The 15968-nt window shown below is 35.0% G+C and carries 10 protein-coding genes; 2 read left to right on the forward strand and 8 right to left on the reverse strand.

Annotated features, from left to right (window positions below; all coding sequences use genetic code 11):
- Positions 1 to 14: 14 nt before the first annotated feature.
- From AA089_RS17920 to AA089_RS17955, 8 genes are read right to left on the reverse strand one after another with little or no spacing between them, the layout of a single operon-like run.
- On the reverse strand, positions 15 to 5216 hold the full coding sequence (locus AA089_RS17920; protein ID WP_046758367.1) for a non-ribosomal peptide synthetase: 5202 nt from the start codon (positions 5214 to 5216) through the stop codon (positions 15 to 17).
- 32 nt (positions 5217 to 5248) lie between these two features.
- Entirely contained in the window at positions 5249 to 7126 is a 1878-nt protein-coding gene (locus tag AA089_RS17925) for a lanthionine synthetase LanC family protein (protein WP_046758368.1), read from the reverse strand.
- 37 nt (positions 7127 to 7163) lie between these two features.
- Positions 7164 to 8045: a DUF6734 family protein gene (locus AA089_RS17930; RefSeq protein ID WP_046758369.1), complete on the reverse strand. Its 882-nt coding sequence runs from the start codon at positions 8043 to 8045 to the stop codon at positions 7164 to 7166.
- A gap of 4 nt (positions 8046 to 8049) precedes the next feature.
- Positions 8050 to 9444: a glycosyltransferase gene (locus AA089_RS17935; protein ID WP_046758370.1), complete on the reverse strand. Its 1395-nt coding sequence runs from the start codon at positions 9442 to 9444 to the stop codon at positions 8050 to 8052.
- Between the two features lie 26 nt (positions 9445 to 9470).
- A complete protein-coding gene (locus AA089_RS23870) occupies positions 9471 to 10166 on the reverse strand; it encodes a phytanoyl-CoA dioxygenase family protein (RefSeq protein WP_053002553.1) in 696 nt (231 codons plus the stop codon).
- Positions 10142 to 10852 carry an aspartyl/asparaginyl beta-hydroxylase domain-containing protein gene (locus AA089_RS17945; protein ID WP_046758371.1) on the reverse strand — a complete coding sequence of 237 codons (711 nt, stop codon included), beginning with the start codon at positions 10850 to 10852 and terminating at the stop codon, positions 10142 to 10144. The genes AA089_RS23870 and AA089_RS17945 overlap by 25 nt, the downstream gene beginning before the upstream one ends.
- Before the next feature lie 15 nt (positions 10853 to 10867).
- Positions 10868 to 11698, reverse strand: a complete 831-nt coding sequence (locus AA089_RS17950; RefSeq protein ID WP_046758372.1) for an aspartyl/asparaginyl beta-hydroxylase domain-containing protein — start codon at positions 11696 to 11698, stop codon at positions 10868 to 10870.
- A gap of 15 nt (positions 11699 to 11713) precedes the next feature.
- Positions 11714 to 12415 carry a thioesterase II family protein gene (locus AA089_RS17955; protein ID WP_046758373.1) on the reverse strand — a complete coding sequence of 234 codons (702 nt, stop codon included), beginning with the start codon at positions 12413 to 12415 and terminating at the stop codon, positions 11714 to 11716.
- Positions 12416 to 13274: 859 nt separating this feature from the next.
- Here AA089_RS17955 and AA089_RS17960 point away from each other — a divergent pair.
- Positions 13275 to 14291, forward strand: a complete 1017-nt coding sequence (locus AA089_RS17960) for a ligase-associated DNA damage response exonuclease (protein ID WP_046758374.1) — start codon at positions 13275 to 13277, stop codon at positions 14289 to 14291.
- Complete coding sequence (locus AA089_RS17965; RefSeq protein ID WP_046758375.1) at positions 14288 to 15877, forward strand: ATP-dependent DNA ligase; 1590 nt, start codon at positions 14288 to 14290, stop codon at positions 15875 to 15877. The genes AA089_RS17960 and AA089_RS17965 overlap by 4 nt, the downstream gene beginning before the upstream one ends.
- Positions 15878 to 15968 lie beyond the last annotated feature (91 nt).

The following is a 15968-nucleotide window of genomic DNA, read 5'->3' on the forward strand; positions in this document are numbered from 1 at the left end:
ATTGGATTTATTTTTTATACTTTTTTCGCTCTTTTGAACCGTTGTTTTAATCGTTCTTTTCCTTTGGCAATAATTTTATCATCTCGTTTTAAATCTTCGGAAGATTGCTTTCCTTTGGTTAAGTGTGCTGCCAACATTTTGATGGTTGGATATTTAAAAGCATCTACGACCGAAATTTCCCCAAGATTGGCTTCAGACACTTGCTTAACGACATTGACAATTTTGATAGAACTTCCGCCCAATTCAAAGAAATTTTTATCGGTGCTGATGTATTGCTTTTCCAGACCAAGCACGTTGAACCATATGTTTTCCAATGCCGCTTCAACTTCATTTGCAGGTTTTATGGTTTTTTCTTCTTGCAGAAAGGTTTCAGGTTTTTCAAAGCTCTTTTTATCTATTTTACCATTGCTTGTTAATGGCATTGCATCGAGTTTGTTAAAGAAGGCAGGAATCATGTAATTTGGCAATACCGTAGCTGCCCAAGTTCTAAAATCACGCTCGTCAATTGGAGTTTTGGCGGTGTAATACGCACTGAGTACTTGTTCATTGCCCAACTCAAAAGCGATTACGGTCACATTGGTTATTTCTGCATATTGCTGCAAGCATTCTTCAATTTCCTTGAGTTCTACACGGTGACCACGTATTTGTATTTGTGCATCTAATCGTCCAAAATATTCTAGTTCGTTAGCAGCGTTTATTCGAGCTACATCGCCAGAACGATATAGTTTTTCTCCTTCCTGAAAAGGATTGTTGATAAACTTTTCTTTCGTAAGTTCTGGGTTGTTTATGTAGTTGTTACTCAAACCTTTTCCACCAATAAAGAGTTCACCTTTTACTCCTTTGGGAACAATATTTAAATTGGCATCTAAAATCATGGCTTTTAACGTAGGAATCGGTTTTCCAATGCTTTTAGAATTGTTTGCTATTTCCGCTTTTCCAATTTCTTTGTACGTCACATGCACTGTAGTTTCCGTAATTCCATACATGTTTATCAGCTTTGTATCAGGATATTGCTCATCCCAAGTTGTTAATCGTTTTGGCATAAGTTCTTCTCCACCAAAAATGACATATCGTATGGAAAGTGTTTCTTCAGGTTTTGTATTGGCAACCGTAGCAAGGTTGTAAAAAGAAGAAGGAGTTTGATTTAACACGGTGACTTTTTGTATTGCCAATAGTTCATGAAATTTGAAAGCATCTTTTCGAATGTCTTCTGGAACAATTACCAAACTTCCACCAAAGAGTAATGCGCCAAAGAGTTCCCAAACCGAGAAATCGAAGTTGTATGCATGAAATAGTGACCAAACATCTGTATCGTTAAAGTCAAATTTGTTTTTATCCGTAAAGAATAATCGAACTACATTTTCATGAGAAATAGCGACTCCTTTTGGCGTTCCTGAAGTTCCTGAGGTGTAAATTATATACGCTTGATCTGTAGGTTGTATGGCCACTTTTTTGACCTCTGCGACTGCTTCTTTTTCAATAGTTTCTATACATATGGTTTTGATAGCACTGTCAATAGCAGTAAGATTTTCACTTGTTAATAGCACAGCTGAGTTGCTGTCGTTTAGCATAAATTCTTTCCGCTTTTCAGGAAGTGAAGGTGCAATTGGCACATATGAGCAACCATGTTTTAAGACGCCAATGATGGAAACAATCATTTCAATAGAAGGTTCAAAGTAGAGTGCAATAGGTTGATGTGTTGCAATATTTTCTTTTGACAAATACGCTGCTACTTGATCAGATTTTTCAGCTAACTCTTGATACGATATTTTTGTGTTGTTGTACACAATTGCCGTTTTATCTGCTTTGGTAACTGCAATGGTTTCAAAAATGTCACAGATTGTTTTTTTAGGAAATTGTACGTCTGTATTGTTTAGTAGTGTTGTTAATGCTGTTTTTTCTTCCTCTTGAAGACATTCTATATTTGATAGTAATTGTGTGGGTTTTTGTACTATATTTTTTAACAATGTATTGAAATGCGTTGCAAATTGCGCAATGGTTTCTTTTGAAAATATATCCGTAGCATATTCAAAACTTCCTTGTAAGGTTTCTTGTAGATCTACAATTTCTAGCCAGAGATCAAATTTGCTAAAACCTGTATGCAATGGCTGTAACGCGACTTCCCAATTGAGCGTGTCGAAGTGTGGAAGTTTCATGTCTTGAAACGTAAATACGACATCAAAAACTGGTTGCCGATTTAGAATTCGTTGTTTTACAACCGTATCGACCAAATCTTCAAAAAGATATTCTTTGTTTTTGTAAGCTCCAGCAATGTGCTCGCCAACTTCATGTACATAAGTGCTAAATTTCTTCTGCGCTGTTGGTTGCGTTCGTATTGCTAACATGTTAGTCATCATTCCAAAACCATGTAGCGATGCTTGTGTATTTCGTACAGAAGCGGGCACACCGACTACAATATCTTCTTGCTGACTGTATTTTGAAAGAAGAAGGTAATAAACGCTCAACATGAACGTATGCACAGTTACATTGTGTTCTTTGGCAACCGTTCGTATCTGTTGCGTTAGCGTTGCATCAAGTTGAAACGGAATTCGATCGCCTTTTTCACTTTTTTCTGTAGGACGATCATGGTCTAAAGGTAATTCTAGCAACGGAATAGAATCCTGAAATTGTTCTTTCCAATACAATCCTTGAGTTTTGTAGGTTTCCGTATGTCTAAATTTATCTTCGTTGGCAATGTATTCTTGAATGCTAAAGTCTATGGTTGATACTTCGCCGTTATGATACAGTTGTACAAATTCTCTATATAAAACACTCATGGACAATCCGTCAGCAATGATATGCGGAATGTCAATAATCCACGTATATTTTTTAGTGTCATGTTGAAAAATACCAGATCTGATTAATGGCGTGGTTTGCAAATCAAATGGTTGTACAAATGCTTTTATATGTTCGTTGGCATCTTTTTCGTCTATTTTTTGAAAGGAAAGTGAAAATGATACGTTTTCATGAATTTTTTGTGTTGGAATCATGCCGTTTTCTACAAAAGATGTACGAAGTGAAGCATGTCTTTGAATGATGGTTTGTAAGGTATTTTCAACCTTTTCAATATCTATTTCTCCAGAAATGGAAAGCGCAATAGCGATGTTGTACGCTAATGAAGTTGGATTGTTTTTATATAGATAATACAATCTTTTTTGCGAAGATGATAACGGGAAAAATTCGTCATATGTTGGCGTTTCGTTTGGCGTATCTGTAATTGGTGCTTCGTGAATACGTCGATTGATTTCTGTTGTCAAATCTGAAATCAACGGATATTCAAACACAATTTCTACAGGCAAATGAACACCAAATGCGTCTGAAAGTGTAATGGCTAATTCCGCAGCTTTTAGGGAAGAACCACCACTTTCAAAGAATGTTTTGGACGTGTCTACTTCTTGTAGTCCAATAATTTTTTGCCAACTATTTTTTACGATGTCTAGTTGCCGCCGACTGGGACTTTCGGATTCGTCAGCGTCTTCCGTAGCAGTTTCTTTGGGATGCGCTCTAGGTATTGCGCCATCGAGTTGCACGATTTGATCTGTAAATTCATGATTCAAAAATTGCTTTTCTAAGACGAAGCGTTGTACTTTTCCACTGGTTGTTTTTGGAATTTTCTTTACAGGAATAAGCTTTGAAATATTAATTCCAAATATGGAAGAAATTGTTTCGTTAGCAACAGTTGCCAATTCTAACAAAGCAGCTTCTTTTTTTCGTGTTTGAATGAAAACACCTAGTTTTTGTGTCTTTTCAATTTCGTCATAAAATCCGAAGGCGATGACTTTTCCAAGTTCCAATTCATCACTTTTTGTGGCAAGTTTAAATTCAATATCATGTCCATAAAAGTTCATTCCGTTGATGAATATAACATCTTTGACTCTTCCTGTTAAGACAAGTTCTCCATTATCAATATATCCTAAATCGCCTGTATCAACCCAACCATCAGGTCTAATTAATTTTGTAGACACTTCAGGATCGTTGTAATATAATTTTGTTACGTTTTTTCCTTTTATTTCTATTTTTCCAACCGTTCTGTCAGCCACTACATTTCCATTACTATCAACAGCTCTCATTTCACAATCATTGACTACTTTTCCAAGTTTTACCAATTTAATAGCATTTTGCTGATCAACATTGAGCGATACTTTTCCTCCAATATGCAATGATGTTCTGTCTACATATTCACATTCCATCGGCGTTGCCAAGTCTGATATGGTAACACATAAACTCGCTTCGGCTAATCCGTAAACAGGCGTAATTGTATGTTCTTTGAATCCATAAGGAGCAAAAACGGTGGTAAATTTTTTGCTGAGATCATACGAAATAGGTTCTGCACCGTTAAAAATGTAGCGCAAACATGATAGGTCTAAAGTGTTGGCATCTTCAGGTTTAAAGTATTTTAGCACATAACTATATCCAAAGTTAGGAGATACAGCTGTTGAGATGTTGTGTTCCGATATTTTATCGAGCCATATATTTGGTCTTCTCGTGAACACTTCTGTTTGCATTAGGTATTGATTCCAACCTGCAATAAAAGGTCCTAGATGAAAACCAATGATTCCCATATCATGCGTAAGCGGCAACCAACTTAAAAAGCGTTCGCCAGTTGCTCTTGGCTGAATACCATCGCGCATTGCGTATATATTGACAACTAAGTTTTCATGGGTAAGTACAACACCTTTTGCTTTTCCTGTAGAACCTGAGGAAAATTGTATAAACGCAATGTCATTTTCATCAGCATGGTAAATTTCTCCTTCTCCTGTGTGTTCATATATTGTGGCTTCATCTACATATTGACTGACTACTTCGCCATATTTTTTATGCTCTTTTTCACTGTGTAAATGATCTAAGAGTTTTTCTTTTGTTTTTTCAGAAGCGATTAAAAAAGGTTTGTTTAGTTTTTCCCAAACATTGATAAATTTTTGCTTTAGGTTTTCATTGTTGGCGTTTGCTAATGGAACAGGAATAATTCCGCCAAGAATACATGCCCAAAATACAGGTACAAATGTTTCGTTGGAAGTCAACTGAAATAAAAGTTCGTCTCCTTTTTTTATACCTTGTGATTGTAAATTGAATAATACATTTTTTGCTTGTTTGAATAGTTCAGGATAGGAAACATAGGTTTCTTTTCCACCTGCACCAATGTAAGTGATTCCTATATTTGCTTCAAGATTGTTGCCTCTATCAATTAGTGCATTTACCAAATTTGTATATTTCATTGTACCCTTTTTTACTTAGTTATCATTAATTTTTACGCCCAAAGTTTTCCATCAACTGGCTTTAAAATTCCGTTATACGCCATGTCTACCGTGATTTTGGTCAACGCTTTTTTGAATCCTGCTTCAAAATCCTCATCATCATGCATAAATAGTGTTCTGCGTACTCCTTGAATAATGTGTGGATTTTGATGACTTAAAAATTGAATGAGTTCGTCGCCAACTTTTTGTATTGTATTTTTTTTCATGAAACTCGCATAGACAAGTTTTATCATTTGTAAAGATGTTCTGTGAATGGTTCCTTTGTCTGTAATTTGTAGCATAAACGAATCGATACCATAACTGATAAATGCTTCCAACGGATGCTCGCGATAATCCGTAATATCAATGTCTTCAATATTAGAAATTTTCACAATACTCATGGTATCAGTATTTAACATCAGTTCTCTGTTGAAAACTGCGGCTTCATTTTTTGCATATGCTTCAGAGAAATAGTGTTGCATGACAATTTTTTCAATCCAGTTGAATACGTTATTTCTATGTGGTGTAAACATTTCAAATTGTTCTTTTTCCAACAGAATTTCCATTTGAAAGGAAGTATCTTCAAGTGTCGCTATTTCTCCATAGGAACTGTATAACAGCATTGTAAAGTCTGCGATATTTTTGCCTTCGTGTAGAAATTTTTTAAATGCTTCGGGCGCTACTTTTTCTAGGAATTCTAAACTTTTTGGAAATGTTCTGGCTAACAATAGTTTTTTTATTGTTGCTTCATCGAATTCAAATGATTGTTTTACAGTGTTTTGATTTGAAATAAATGGACAATGTAGCGACGCTTGTAAGTCGTCATTGTGTATTTCAAAACATAGCAATGCTAGTGAAGTTTCATCTTTTATATTTTTTAGTTGATCGCATAGTAGCGAACGTGCTTTTTCTTTGTAATTGTTGTTTTTTAAATGATTTCCCGCATAGAACAACGTGCGTACGATTCCGAAAAATTGCTCGTCATTTTCGTAGTGATGGTTTTCTTGTGCTATTTTTTCAGCTAGTTCAGCAATGTGCGAAGTTTGTTGTGCATTGGATGATTTTGTTGCGCCAAGTATGATGCCGCTACATCCATGTTTCCATGAGAAATCATTAAAGTTTGGCGAAAATGTTTCCATTTTACCATGTTTGTACGCTTCTATATATGTATCCAGTTCTTCTTTTGAGCTTATTTGCTTTTTGTAATTTGCCCAATTTTTGTGTGCTGAATTCCATTGCGAATTTTCGTATGTAGTTGCCCAATCTGCAACCAAACCGAATGCTGGATTGTTAAAATACGAAGCCAATTCTCTAAAGACAAAGGCAATTCCGGCGGTTCCTTCGGCAAAATCACACGATCCTTTTATAGTTCTGTTGTTATAATCCCAATAGGCACCTTTAGGTGTTATGATTGTGTCTTGAATTATTTTTTCAGCATATGTTTTTATGTATGCTAAAATCCATTTTTGTGGACTTGCATCGTATAAGTGCAACAAGGTAAGTAAGGCTCCTGCTTTTCCTGCGTAGAGTCCGTTTGCAATTTCGGAAGAATGTAAAAACTCAGCATTGCAACCTTTTGCAATTTCTAACGCTTTTTCCAAATAGGTTGCGTTGTCGGCAATTTTTGCAACTTGTATAAGTAGGTATACGGTTTCCATATTGCCTTGATATAGACTGTAGTTTTTACTCACAGTTTTGTGTTGAGAAGCTGCTAATTTGTCTGCTAAAGCGTATAAGATTGGCAAGTACTTTTCGCGACCAGCAAATTCAAGAGCGCTGATGAGTAATGTAAGATTTTTTTTGATTGCATCTGTATTGGTCGCAGTTGTATTGACCATATTTGCAATAGCAATGGCTTTATTTTGTAATTTTTTTTGAGCGATAGTATTCATTACGAACGAGTGCTTTTTTTGTTTTAGAGAATAGGGTTTAGATCGCTAATTTTTTTAGTAATCCGTCAATTCGGAAATAGGCTTCAGGATGTTCTGTTAGCAATCTGTTGGCTACATTTTCATTGACTTCTAAGGATTTTTTGAAGATTCCGATAGCGTGAATGTATTTCATTTTGCTCGGCACACTACTAAATTGTACCAAGTCAAAATTATTGGGTTTATCAAAGTAGGATTGGATTTGAATTCCTTTTTGTTGCGCCATGTAGAAATACAGTAATTGTTCGTATATCATGTTGAATGGTCCTTTGGTAATTTTATCCATATGATGCAGATTTTCATCAACAAATTTGAAGGCAGCCTTTGTATATTCTTGAATAAAATCTAAATCGTTTCCTCCAAATAGTCCTGCATTGATTGCTGATAGCGAATCTTCATTCGGTTTTAAATCTTTTAGTACTTCAGGAATGTATTCAAAAGCATTTTTTACTTCTGCAAAATGTGTATGATACACGGGCATGTCTATTTCTAAACTTTGTACATACAGCGGCGTATTTTTTACTTTATCTTCGATGCTTTCCCACATAAAAACATCGCCATCTGCATGAATGAATGGTTCTTTTTGAATGCTGTATGCATATATTTTTCCAAGTGCCCAAAGGTCTTGCGGATATTTATCCAATTCATCTAATACAACCGTAACTTTCGTGTAGGGTAATTTTAAAACATCTATGAGGATTTCTTTTCCGTACGCATCAGTAACCAATTCTACATTGTCATAATATTTTCGAAATTGCAAGCAACTTAGTGCCCAACTCATGTATAGATATTTTTTGTCCAACCAGCCACCGCTGAATCGACCTTCAATATCACTGCTTTGTGTTCGCATGGGTTTAGACCAAAAACTTTGAACTATTTTCATATTGTTATCCGTTAGTATGTGTGTTTTCTAAAAATGTTTCTACAATGGCAGCGTGCTTTGTGGCATCTTGCGCATTTTTGTATATTTTTTGCATTTTTAGAATGTTTTCTTTGAATGTTGATTTGTTTAAAATTTGTTGAATTTTTTCTGTTACATCTGCCGTAGCTTCTTTTCTAATATTTGCACGCAATCCCATACCGTGATAGGCAACTCTTGCAGCATTTCCATTTTGATCATATGGCAATCCTAATGTATCAACCAGCATTGGAACAGCATTAAAAATACATTCGTTTACAGAGTTGAGTCCTCCATGTGTTACCATAAGATCTGTTCTTTTGAGGATTTCCAATTGCGGCACTCTTTCATAGATATGTACATGTGAAGGAAGTGTTTTCAATGAGTTTTGATCGAAGTTTTTTCCAACAGAAAGAATTAAGATACAGTTGTCAATAGTTCTAACTGCATCAATTAGTTTGTTGAAAAATGTAGTTCTATCATGAAACCATAATGACGCAGAACTTCCAAGCGAAGCATAAATTACGTGTTGTGAATGTTCTAATGCGTCCAATATAGCAGCCGAATTTTTTTCATCTATGTGTGTAGTTGCAGCCACTTTTGTAAAATCGCCAGTTCTTTGTTGATCTATAATTGGACATAAATGATATTGTTCTGGAATGTTTCTATCAGGAAAATCGAATGCTTTTTCACACAAAACGAGTTCTTTTACACCTTTAATTCCGACATAAAAAGCTCTAGACCGATCAATTTTGTTTTTAGGAAATCCTGTTTTTTTAATCAATAAATTGATAAATGAACTAGGATCGTATCCTCGAAAGAGAATTTTGTACCATGTATTTAGCAGCCATCTTTTAACATAGTATCGCTTCCAACTCAGCGAAATTTTAAAGTTCCCAAACATTGAATCTTCTGGCATGAGCGTGGAAAAAACACCAGGATATTTTGGAGTTCGCACACTACTTACCGTCGTTTCTAACATGACGATAGGAATATTAAATTTTTGCAAACCAAAATAATATTGAACGTATGAATAGTCAATAATAAACAAGTCTGGTTTCTCACGATTGATGAGTTCTTGTATTTCGATTCCTTCCAAAAAAGTATGTTTTAATTTTTTGGTTTGTGCAATGAGTTCTTTTAAAATTTTCAGTGGTCTTTTGTAATCATTTTCATCGGCTACTGTTTGACCTTCATGTTTGTAATAACAATCTGTAAAGATTCGCTTTAAAGGAAAACCTTGCTTTTCTACATATGCTTTTTGCGATTCGTTGTGACTTAGATACGTAATTGTATGACCTCGTTTCGCTAGTGCGCGCGCAATAGCAAAGGTGGCATTGTAGTGGCTTGGTTGGTTGAATATGATGAAACAGATGTTTGCCATTTGTTGGATTGGAAGCTGGTTAAGTTTTATTTACCAAAAAGTCTTTTTAGACGTAGGTTGACGATTTTGAGTCCTTTTTTTGAAAGTTGTAGTATCGATTTTGGTTTCCCTAATTGTTTTCTTCCGTCGTACTTAGCTTCTTTGGCAAAAGGTCCATCTGCATCAGTATAAAACATGAATACTTGTATTTGAAATTCTCCTGTAAACGGTTCACGCCAGTGTGTCATTTCGTTTCCTCTAAAGACTAAAAAGTCTCCTCGTCCCATTACAGCTTCTTTGGTCACACCTTTATCATCTAGTAATATGTTCCATCCAGTTTCAGGATTGCAACCGAGCGTTAAGGTGGCACTAATTGTAGAACTTTCAGAATCTTTGTGTTTCCCTAATTCGGCACCTTTTCTGTACACGCAAGACAGTGAAAACATTGGATGTAGGTTGTATCCTGTAATTTCTTCCACAATGGGTTTTAAAGAAAGTAAAATACTGTCTCCTAGTTCGTTACCATATTTTATTTTTCGTGCATTTAGGTTGTAAAAACGACTGTCTAACGTTTGCCTATTTTCACTCATTAAAAAATATTCAGAGAATGCTTTTATGGATTCATCATTGAAAACTTTTTCAACAATGGCATATCCATTTTCTTTAAAAAATGCGGCTTTTTCTTCGTGGTTTATGTTTGGCATATTGTTCAGATTGGCTATTTCAGTTCTTTTTCTTCCCAAGCTTCGTATAGTTTTTTAGGAATTTTTATTTGACTTGATTCTTTAATTTCTTTTACAACACTTTTATTGAGTTGATCAATATCTTCAGGAAGTGGTCGCAAGAATTCAACCAATAGCACAACTCGCGTTTCATCGGTGTTGTTATGTACTTCATGAATGTAACTGTCGTCAAATATTAGCGCTTCGTCCATTTTCCATTGGTACTTATCTCCATCAACTTTTAGCCAATAATCATCCCCATTTTGTGGAAGAATAATAGGCAAGTGACATTTAATAACGCCGCCATACGGACCTCTATGTGGTTTGATGTGTTTTCCTGGCGATAGAATAGAGAAGAAGCAGGTAATTACATCAGGAATTTTAGAAACAATTTCGAATGTTTTGGGCATTCTTTCGATCGTTTTTTTATTGGTTTCCCCATACGCCATTAATCCTATAATTCTCCAATCGTCATGTCCTTCGGTTTTGTCTTCCGATAAGTCTCTCAGTGTAGGTAACTTTTCTATAGCCAGTTCTTTGATGAAGTTTTTATATTCTTCAGTAATCACGGCGGTATTTTTTTCCAATTCTTTTGCCCACGCAAAGGCATCATTATTAAATACAGGATGATCTCCTACTAACGAGTTTGCTTTTACTATTTTTTCGGCCTTTAGGAGTTTGTTGTATTCACTCTGAACGTTTTCCATAATTTTTGGTTAGTTTTAATTATTTATTGGTCCTTTTCTTATTAATAAATCGGTCACTTCTTGTGCTTTTCGTTGAATGTTATAATTGTTAGAAGCAGTTGCAATTTCATCTAACCAACCGAAAACCAGTTCGCTAGACACATTTCTATAAAAATGTATTTTGGAGAGTATTGATAAAATATCGTCAAAGTTCATTTCATTAATGATCTTAGATAATCCTTTTATATAGCCTAATTCTTCTTCTTTTAGCTGTGTTCGTTGGCTAATTTTTGGAATCAAATTTGGTTGGTAATTTTCCGAGTTTAGAAATAATTCTTCAAACGGAATATCAGGAGCAAAGTCAATCACTAAATTGATCCGCTTTACTTTTGAAAAGTTGGCGGCACTGTGAATTTTTCTTCCTTCTATAAACCATATTTCGCCTTTTTGCATATTGTACACAACATCTTCTTCGGAAGTAAGCGCATGTTCGTTAATTTTAAGCGGAATGTGAATTCGTGTAAATCCTTTTTTAAATTCTAAATAGTCTTTATGTGGAATAATTAATCCGTTAATACACATAAAAAGTCGAACCGTTTTTATATGCTCTTTTTTGAAAGTATTTGCTATAATTTCATTGACATATGCAAGTTGTTTACCATATTCTGTCGGTTTTACATACGTATCATGTTCTATAGATAAATGATCATCTTTCTGTCCGGAGCGATTCCAAAGCATGCATGTTTTCCAAATTCCTGATGCATATTCACTGTACGAATCATTGAATTCGAAAGTATCTATCAATTTCAGCTCTTTGTCCAGTAAGTGTTCTTCAAAATTTACTTTGCCTATTATTTTTGATTCCATTTTTATAAACCTGTGTTAAGTTGTAAGGGCTTCTAATGTTTGATTGATATAGTTGAGTACGTCCTCTTTTTTTTCATTGATAAAAAAATGACCACCATCAAAGTTTTTAACGGTACATTTTTTATTAGTTATGGTTGCCCAATTTTGCATTTCTTCCTTTGTAAATTCATCAGTAATTCCATTTAAAACACTGATATCCGTATGTACACTTTGCGACATATTTTGTTTTGGAATGTAGCATTCATCGAGTTTATAATCGCTTCTGATGATGGGCAAGAAAATTTTAGATAATTCTTCATTTTGAAAAACTTCTTTTGGAGTTCCTTCTAAATGTAGCAAGGTGTTTTTGAACTCTTCGTCAGGAAGATCATGCACAAAATCATCTTTTTTAGTTGAAGGAAAACCTCTTCCCGAAAGGAAAAGATGCTCAGGAATTCGTCCTTTTTCAGTATAACATTTTACCGCCAATTCATAAGTAAGTAAAGCTCCCAAACTATGTCCGAAAAATGCAAAACGTTCACCTAAATCATTGCTAATTTTTGAGTACAAATCGTCAATAGCTTCCTCCATTGATTTGTATAGCGGTTCTCCAATTCGCGTACCTCTTCCTGCGAGTTCCGTAAATTTTAAATTGACATTTTTAGGTAAGTCTTTTTTCCAAGATGCAAACGCATAAGCAGATCCACCAGCAAAAGGAAAACAAAATAGGTTAATCATAATTTGGTTGTAAAGTTTTGGTTATAAAAGCGTCAATAATTTGTCATTTTAGATGCGAGTTTTATAAATAAATTTTTCATCAAAAAATAGCTCAATAAATAAAAATTTACTGTGGTTAATTATGGTGTAAAAAGCTTTAAAAAGTCTATTTCTAGATATTGCCAAAGAGAAATTTACTGTTGTAATTAACTTTAATACAGCAATAGAAATATGAAAAATGGATGTAAGAAATAAGCGGAAGACTTTCTTCTTCTTATCATGGTAAAAAGCATAAAACATATCAATAGCCTAAATTATATTTAATGATTAAATTAAATTTTTAATACATAGCTAGAGTGACATCCTAGGTTAGGGGTTGTCCTTCTGCGCGTTAAATAAAAAAGGGGATATATTTTTTTAAAAAAGCTGGAGTGAAAGATCCACTCAGCTACACAAATATACTTTTTTTTTAAATTAAGAAAAAGATTAAGTTTAATTATTTTGATTTATTCCACGATCTTAATTTTTTGATATTGCTAAGTAAGAAAAGTGTAAATAAATAGTGATTTTTGTGTAAAATTATACGAAATATGAAAATCAATATCTAAAATAAAACCCTTACATCTAAACTTCAAAGACTTAGCGGTACATGGATTAAGAAACAGTATTGAGAAGTTTAAAAGGAACAACTTCACAAATGTATAAATGAACAGCAAGTCATGAATTTACAAAAGACAAATATCAAGCCTAAAGCGTGACATATCTAAGACCTCAACAAAAAGTCGTATTTTTATAGAAGGTTTTTGCGTTCATTTTAAAACGTATTGAGTCATCAAAAAAGGAATAAAACGCGCAACTTGTCAACTAAAAATAGCTTGCTTTGAAAATCATAAAATTTACAAACAAAGGAATCTACTGCATTCCTGGAAAATTCTATCTCGATCCTTGGTTGCCTGTTGACTATGCGGTAATTTCACATGGACACGCCGATCACATGCGTTGGGGCATGAAACACTATTTATGTCACACGCACACGAAAAACATCATGAAACATCGTATTGGCGAAGATGTATCTGTTGAAACGCTAGATTATAACGAACCGAAAACCATCAACGGTGTAAAAGTGAGTTTTCATCCTGCGGGACACATTATCGGTTCGGCACAAATTCGATTGGAATACAAAGGAAAAGTAGTCGTCTTTACAGGAGATTACAAAGTAAAACACGACAATCTTACCATTCCGTTTGAATCGGTAAAATGTCACGAATTCATCACGGAAAGCACTTTCGGATTGCCAATCTACAAATGGTTGCCCGAAGAAATATTACAAGAACAACTCCACAATTGGATTCTTCAAAACCAAGCCAACAATCGTACAAGTGTCTTATTTGGATATTCCTTAGGGAAATCACAGCGCATCATGAAATTGGTGGAAGGTTTGGATGATATTTACGTACATAACGCCATTTATCATACCAACAATGCCATAGAAGCTTCAGGAATCATTTTGCCAAAAACACAACGCTTGGATGGAAATTTTAACAAAGCAGACATTCAAAATAAAATCATCATTATGCCACCAGCTTTATTAGGTAGTAAAATGCTGAAACGTGTGCCCAATGCAGCAACCGCCATATGTTCTGGCTGGATGCAAATTAGAGGAAACCGACGCTGGCGTGGCGTTGATGCAGGTTTTGCCGTAAGCGATCATGCAGATTGGGAAGGATTATTGCAAGCCGTTAAAGCTTCAGAAGCCGAAAAAGTATATGTTACACACGGATCACAAGCTACGTTTGCAAAATATCTCAATGAAATCGGAATTGAAGCGGCTGAAGTTGTAACAGAATACGGAGAAAACGAATTGGAAACTGAAACCAAAACGGAAGCAACGCTATGAAACAATTCTCCGAACTCATTAGCGCCATCGAAATAACAAACAAAACCAATGCTAAAATTGCTGCGTTGGTGCAATATTTCACTGTTGCCGAAGACAAAGACAAACTTTGGATGATAGCGCTCTTTACAGGAAAACGTCCGCCACGACCTGTAAAATCAGCACTCATGAAACAATGGTGCGCGGAAATTACCGAATTGCCCGAATGGCTATTTTTAGAAAGTTATAGCACAGTAGGTGATTTGGGTGAAACTTTAGCGCTACTCTTGCCACCACCAACACATCATATTGAAAAATCATTGGATGATTGGATGCAAGAACTCATCGCACTAAAATCGAAAACAGAAGAAGAAAAAAAATCTTATGTATTGCATGCTTGGAATGGATTAGAAGCACAAGAACGCCTCATATTTAACAAACTTATTGGTGGAAGCTTTCGCATTGGTGTTTCTAAAAAAACCTTGGTCAATGCACTGTCAAAACTGACAAACATTGATGCCAATCAACTCATGCATAGTATCATCGGAAATTGGGACATCAACTCCATTACATTTGATGAATTATTATCAGGAAGTCACATCAACTACGACAATTCTAAGCCATATCCGTTTTGTTTGGCATATGCATTGGAAAAAGAATTGAACGAATTAGGCGATATCAACGATTGGCAAGCAGAATACAAATGGGACGGCATTCGTGGACAAATAGTAAAACGAAATGGCGAATTGTTCATTTGGAGTAGAGGCGAAGAACTGGTCACACAACAATTCCCAGAACTCACAGAAGTTTTTGCCAATTGGAAATATGATTTTGTAATTGATGGCGAAATATTAGCCATAAAAGATAGTAGTGTATTGCTATTTAATGATTTGCAAAAACGATTGAATCGTAAAAATGTTTCCAAAAAACTACTAGAAGAAGTTCCTGTTGGATTTTATGCGTATGATATATTAGAGTTTGAAAATGAAGACATTCGAAAAGAACCGTTAGCAGAAAGACGAGAGAAACTAGAATTAATATTCAAGCAAAATACAGCAGACAATATACAACTATCAGAAATAGTCAAAGTGCCACAATGGGAAGATTTACATGCAATACGAGAAAACTCACGAAATGTAAACTCAGAAGGTTTGATGCTAAAGCAGAAGCAATCGCCGTATCATACAGGACGAAAAAAAGGCGATTGGTGGAAATGGAAAGTTGATCCATTAACAATTGATGTCGTGATGATTTATGCCCAAAAAGGAAGTGGACGTAGAAGTTCAAAATATACCGACTACACGTTTGCCGTTAAAAAAGACGACGGTTTAGTTACGGTTGCAAAAGCATATTCAGGATTGACGGATGTTGAAATTACAGAAATAAGTAAATGGGTAAACAAAAATGCAATTGAAAAATTTGGACCTGTACGAACGGTAAAGCCTGAACTTGTTTTTGAAATTGCTTTCGAAGGTATCGCACTGAGCAAACGACACAAATCGGGTGTGGCATTGCGTTTTCCAAGAATAAAACGCTGGCGAAAAGATAAAACGGTTGCAGAAATTGACACACTAGAAAGTGTGAAGGAGTTGATATTTGTTAATTCATAGTGGTTAGTAGTGAGAAGTTAGTATTGAGTAATGAGACGTGAGAATTGAGAAGTCCAAAACCGTCATTTCTGTAAAGGTTAAGTAATTCGTT

It is taken from the genome of Kordia jejudonensis (assembly GCF_001005315.1).
In the GTDB taxonomy this organism is placed as follows: Bacteria; Bacteroidota; Bacteroidia; order Flavobacteriales; family Flavobacteriaceae; genus Kordia; species Kordia jejudonensis.

Coding starts and splice junctions, on each gene's coding strand:
- AA089_RS17950 (WP_046758372.1), bottom strand. CDS start 11,698: ATGGAATCAAAAATAATAGGCAAAGTAAATTTTGAAGAACACTTACTG.
- AA089_RS17920 (WP_046758367.1), bottom strand. CDS start 5,216: ATGAAATATACAAATTTGGTAAATGCACTAATTGATAGAGGCAACAAT.
- AA089_RS17965 (WP_046758375.1), top strand. CDS start 14,288: ATGAAACAATTCTCCGAACTCATTAGCGCCATCGAAATAACAAACAAA.
- AA089_RS17935 (WP_046758370.1), bottom strand. CDS start 9,444: ATGGCAAACATCTGTTTCATCATATTCAACCAACCAAGCCACTACAAT.
- AA089_RS17945 (WP_046758371.1), bottom strand. CDS start 10,852: ATGGAAAACGTTCAGAGTGAATACAACAAACTCCTAAAGGCCGAAAAA.
- AA089_RS17925 (WP_046758368.1), bottom strand. CDS start 7,126: ATGAATACTATCGCTCAAAAAAAATTACAAAATAAAGCCATTGCTATT.
- AA089_RS17930 (WP_046758369.1), bottom strand. CDS start 8,045: ATGAAAATAGTTCAAAGTTTTTGGTCTAAACCCATGCGAACACAAAGC.
- AA089_RS17955 (WP_046758373.1), bottom strand. CDS start 12,415: ATGATTAACCTATTTTGTTTTCCTTTTGCTGGTGGATCTGCTTATGCG.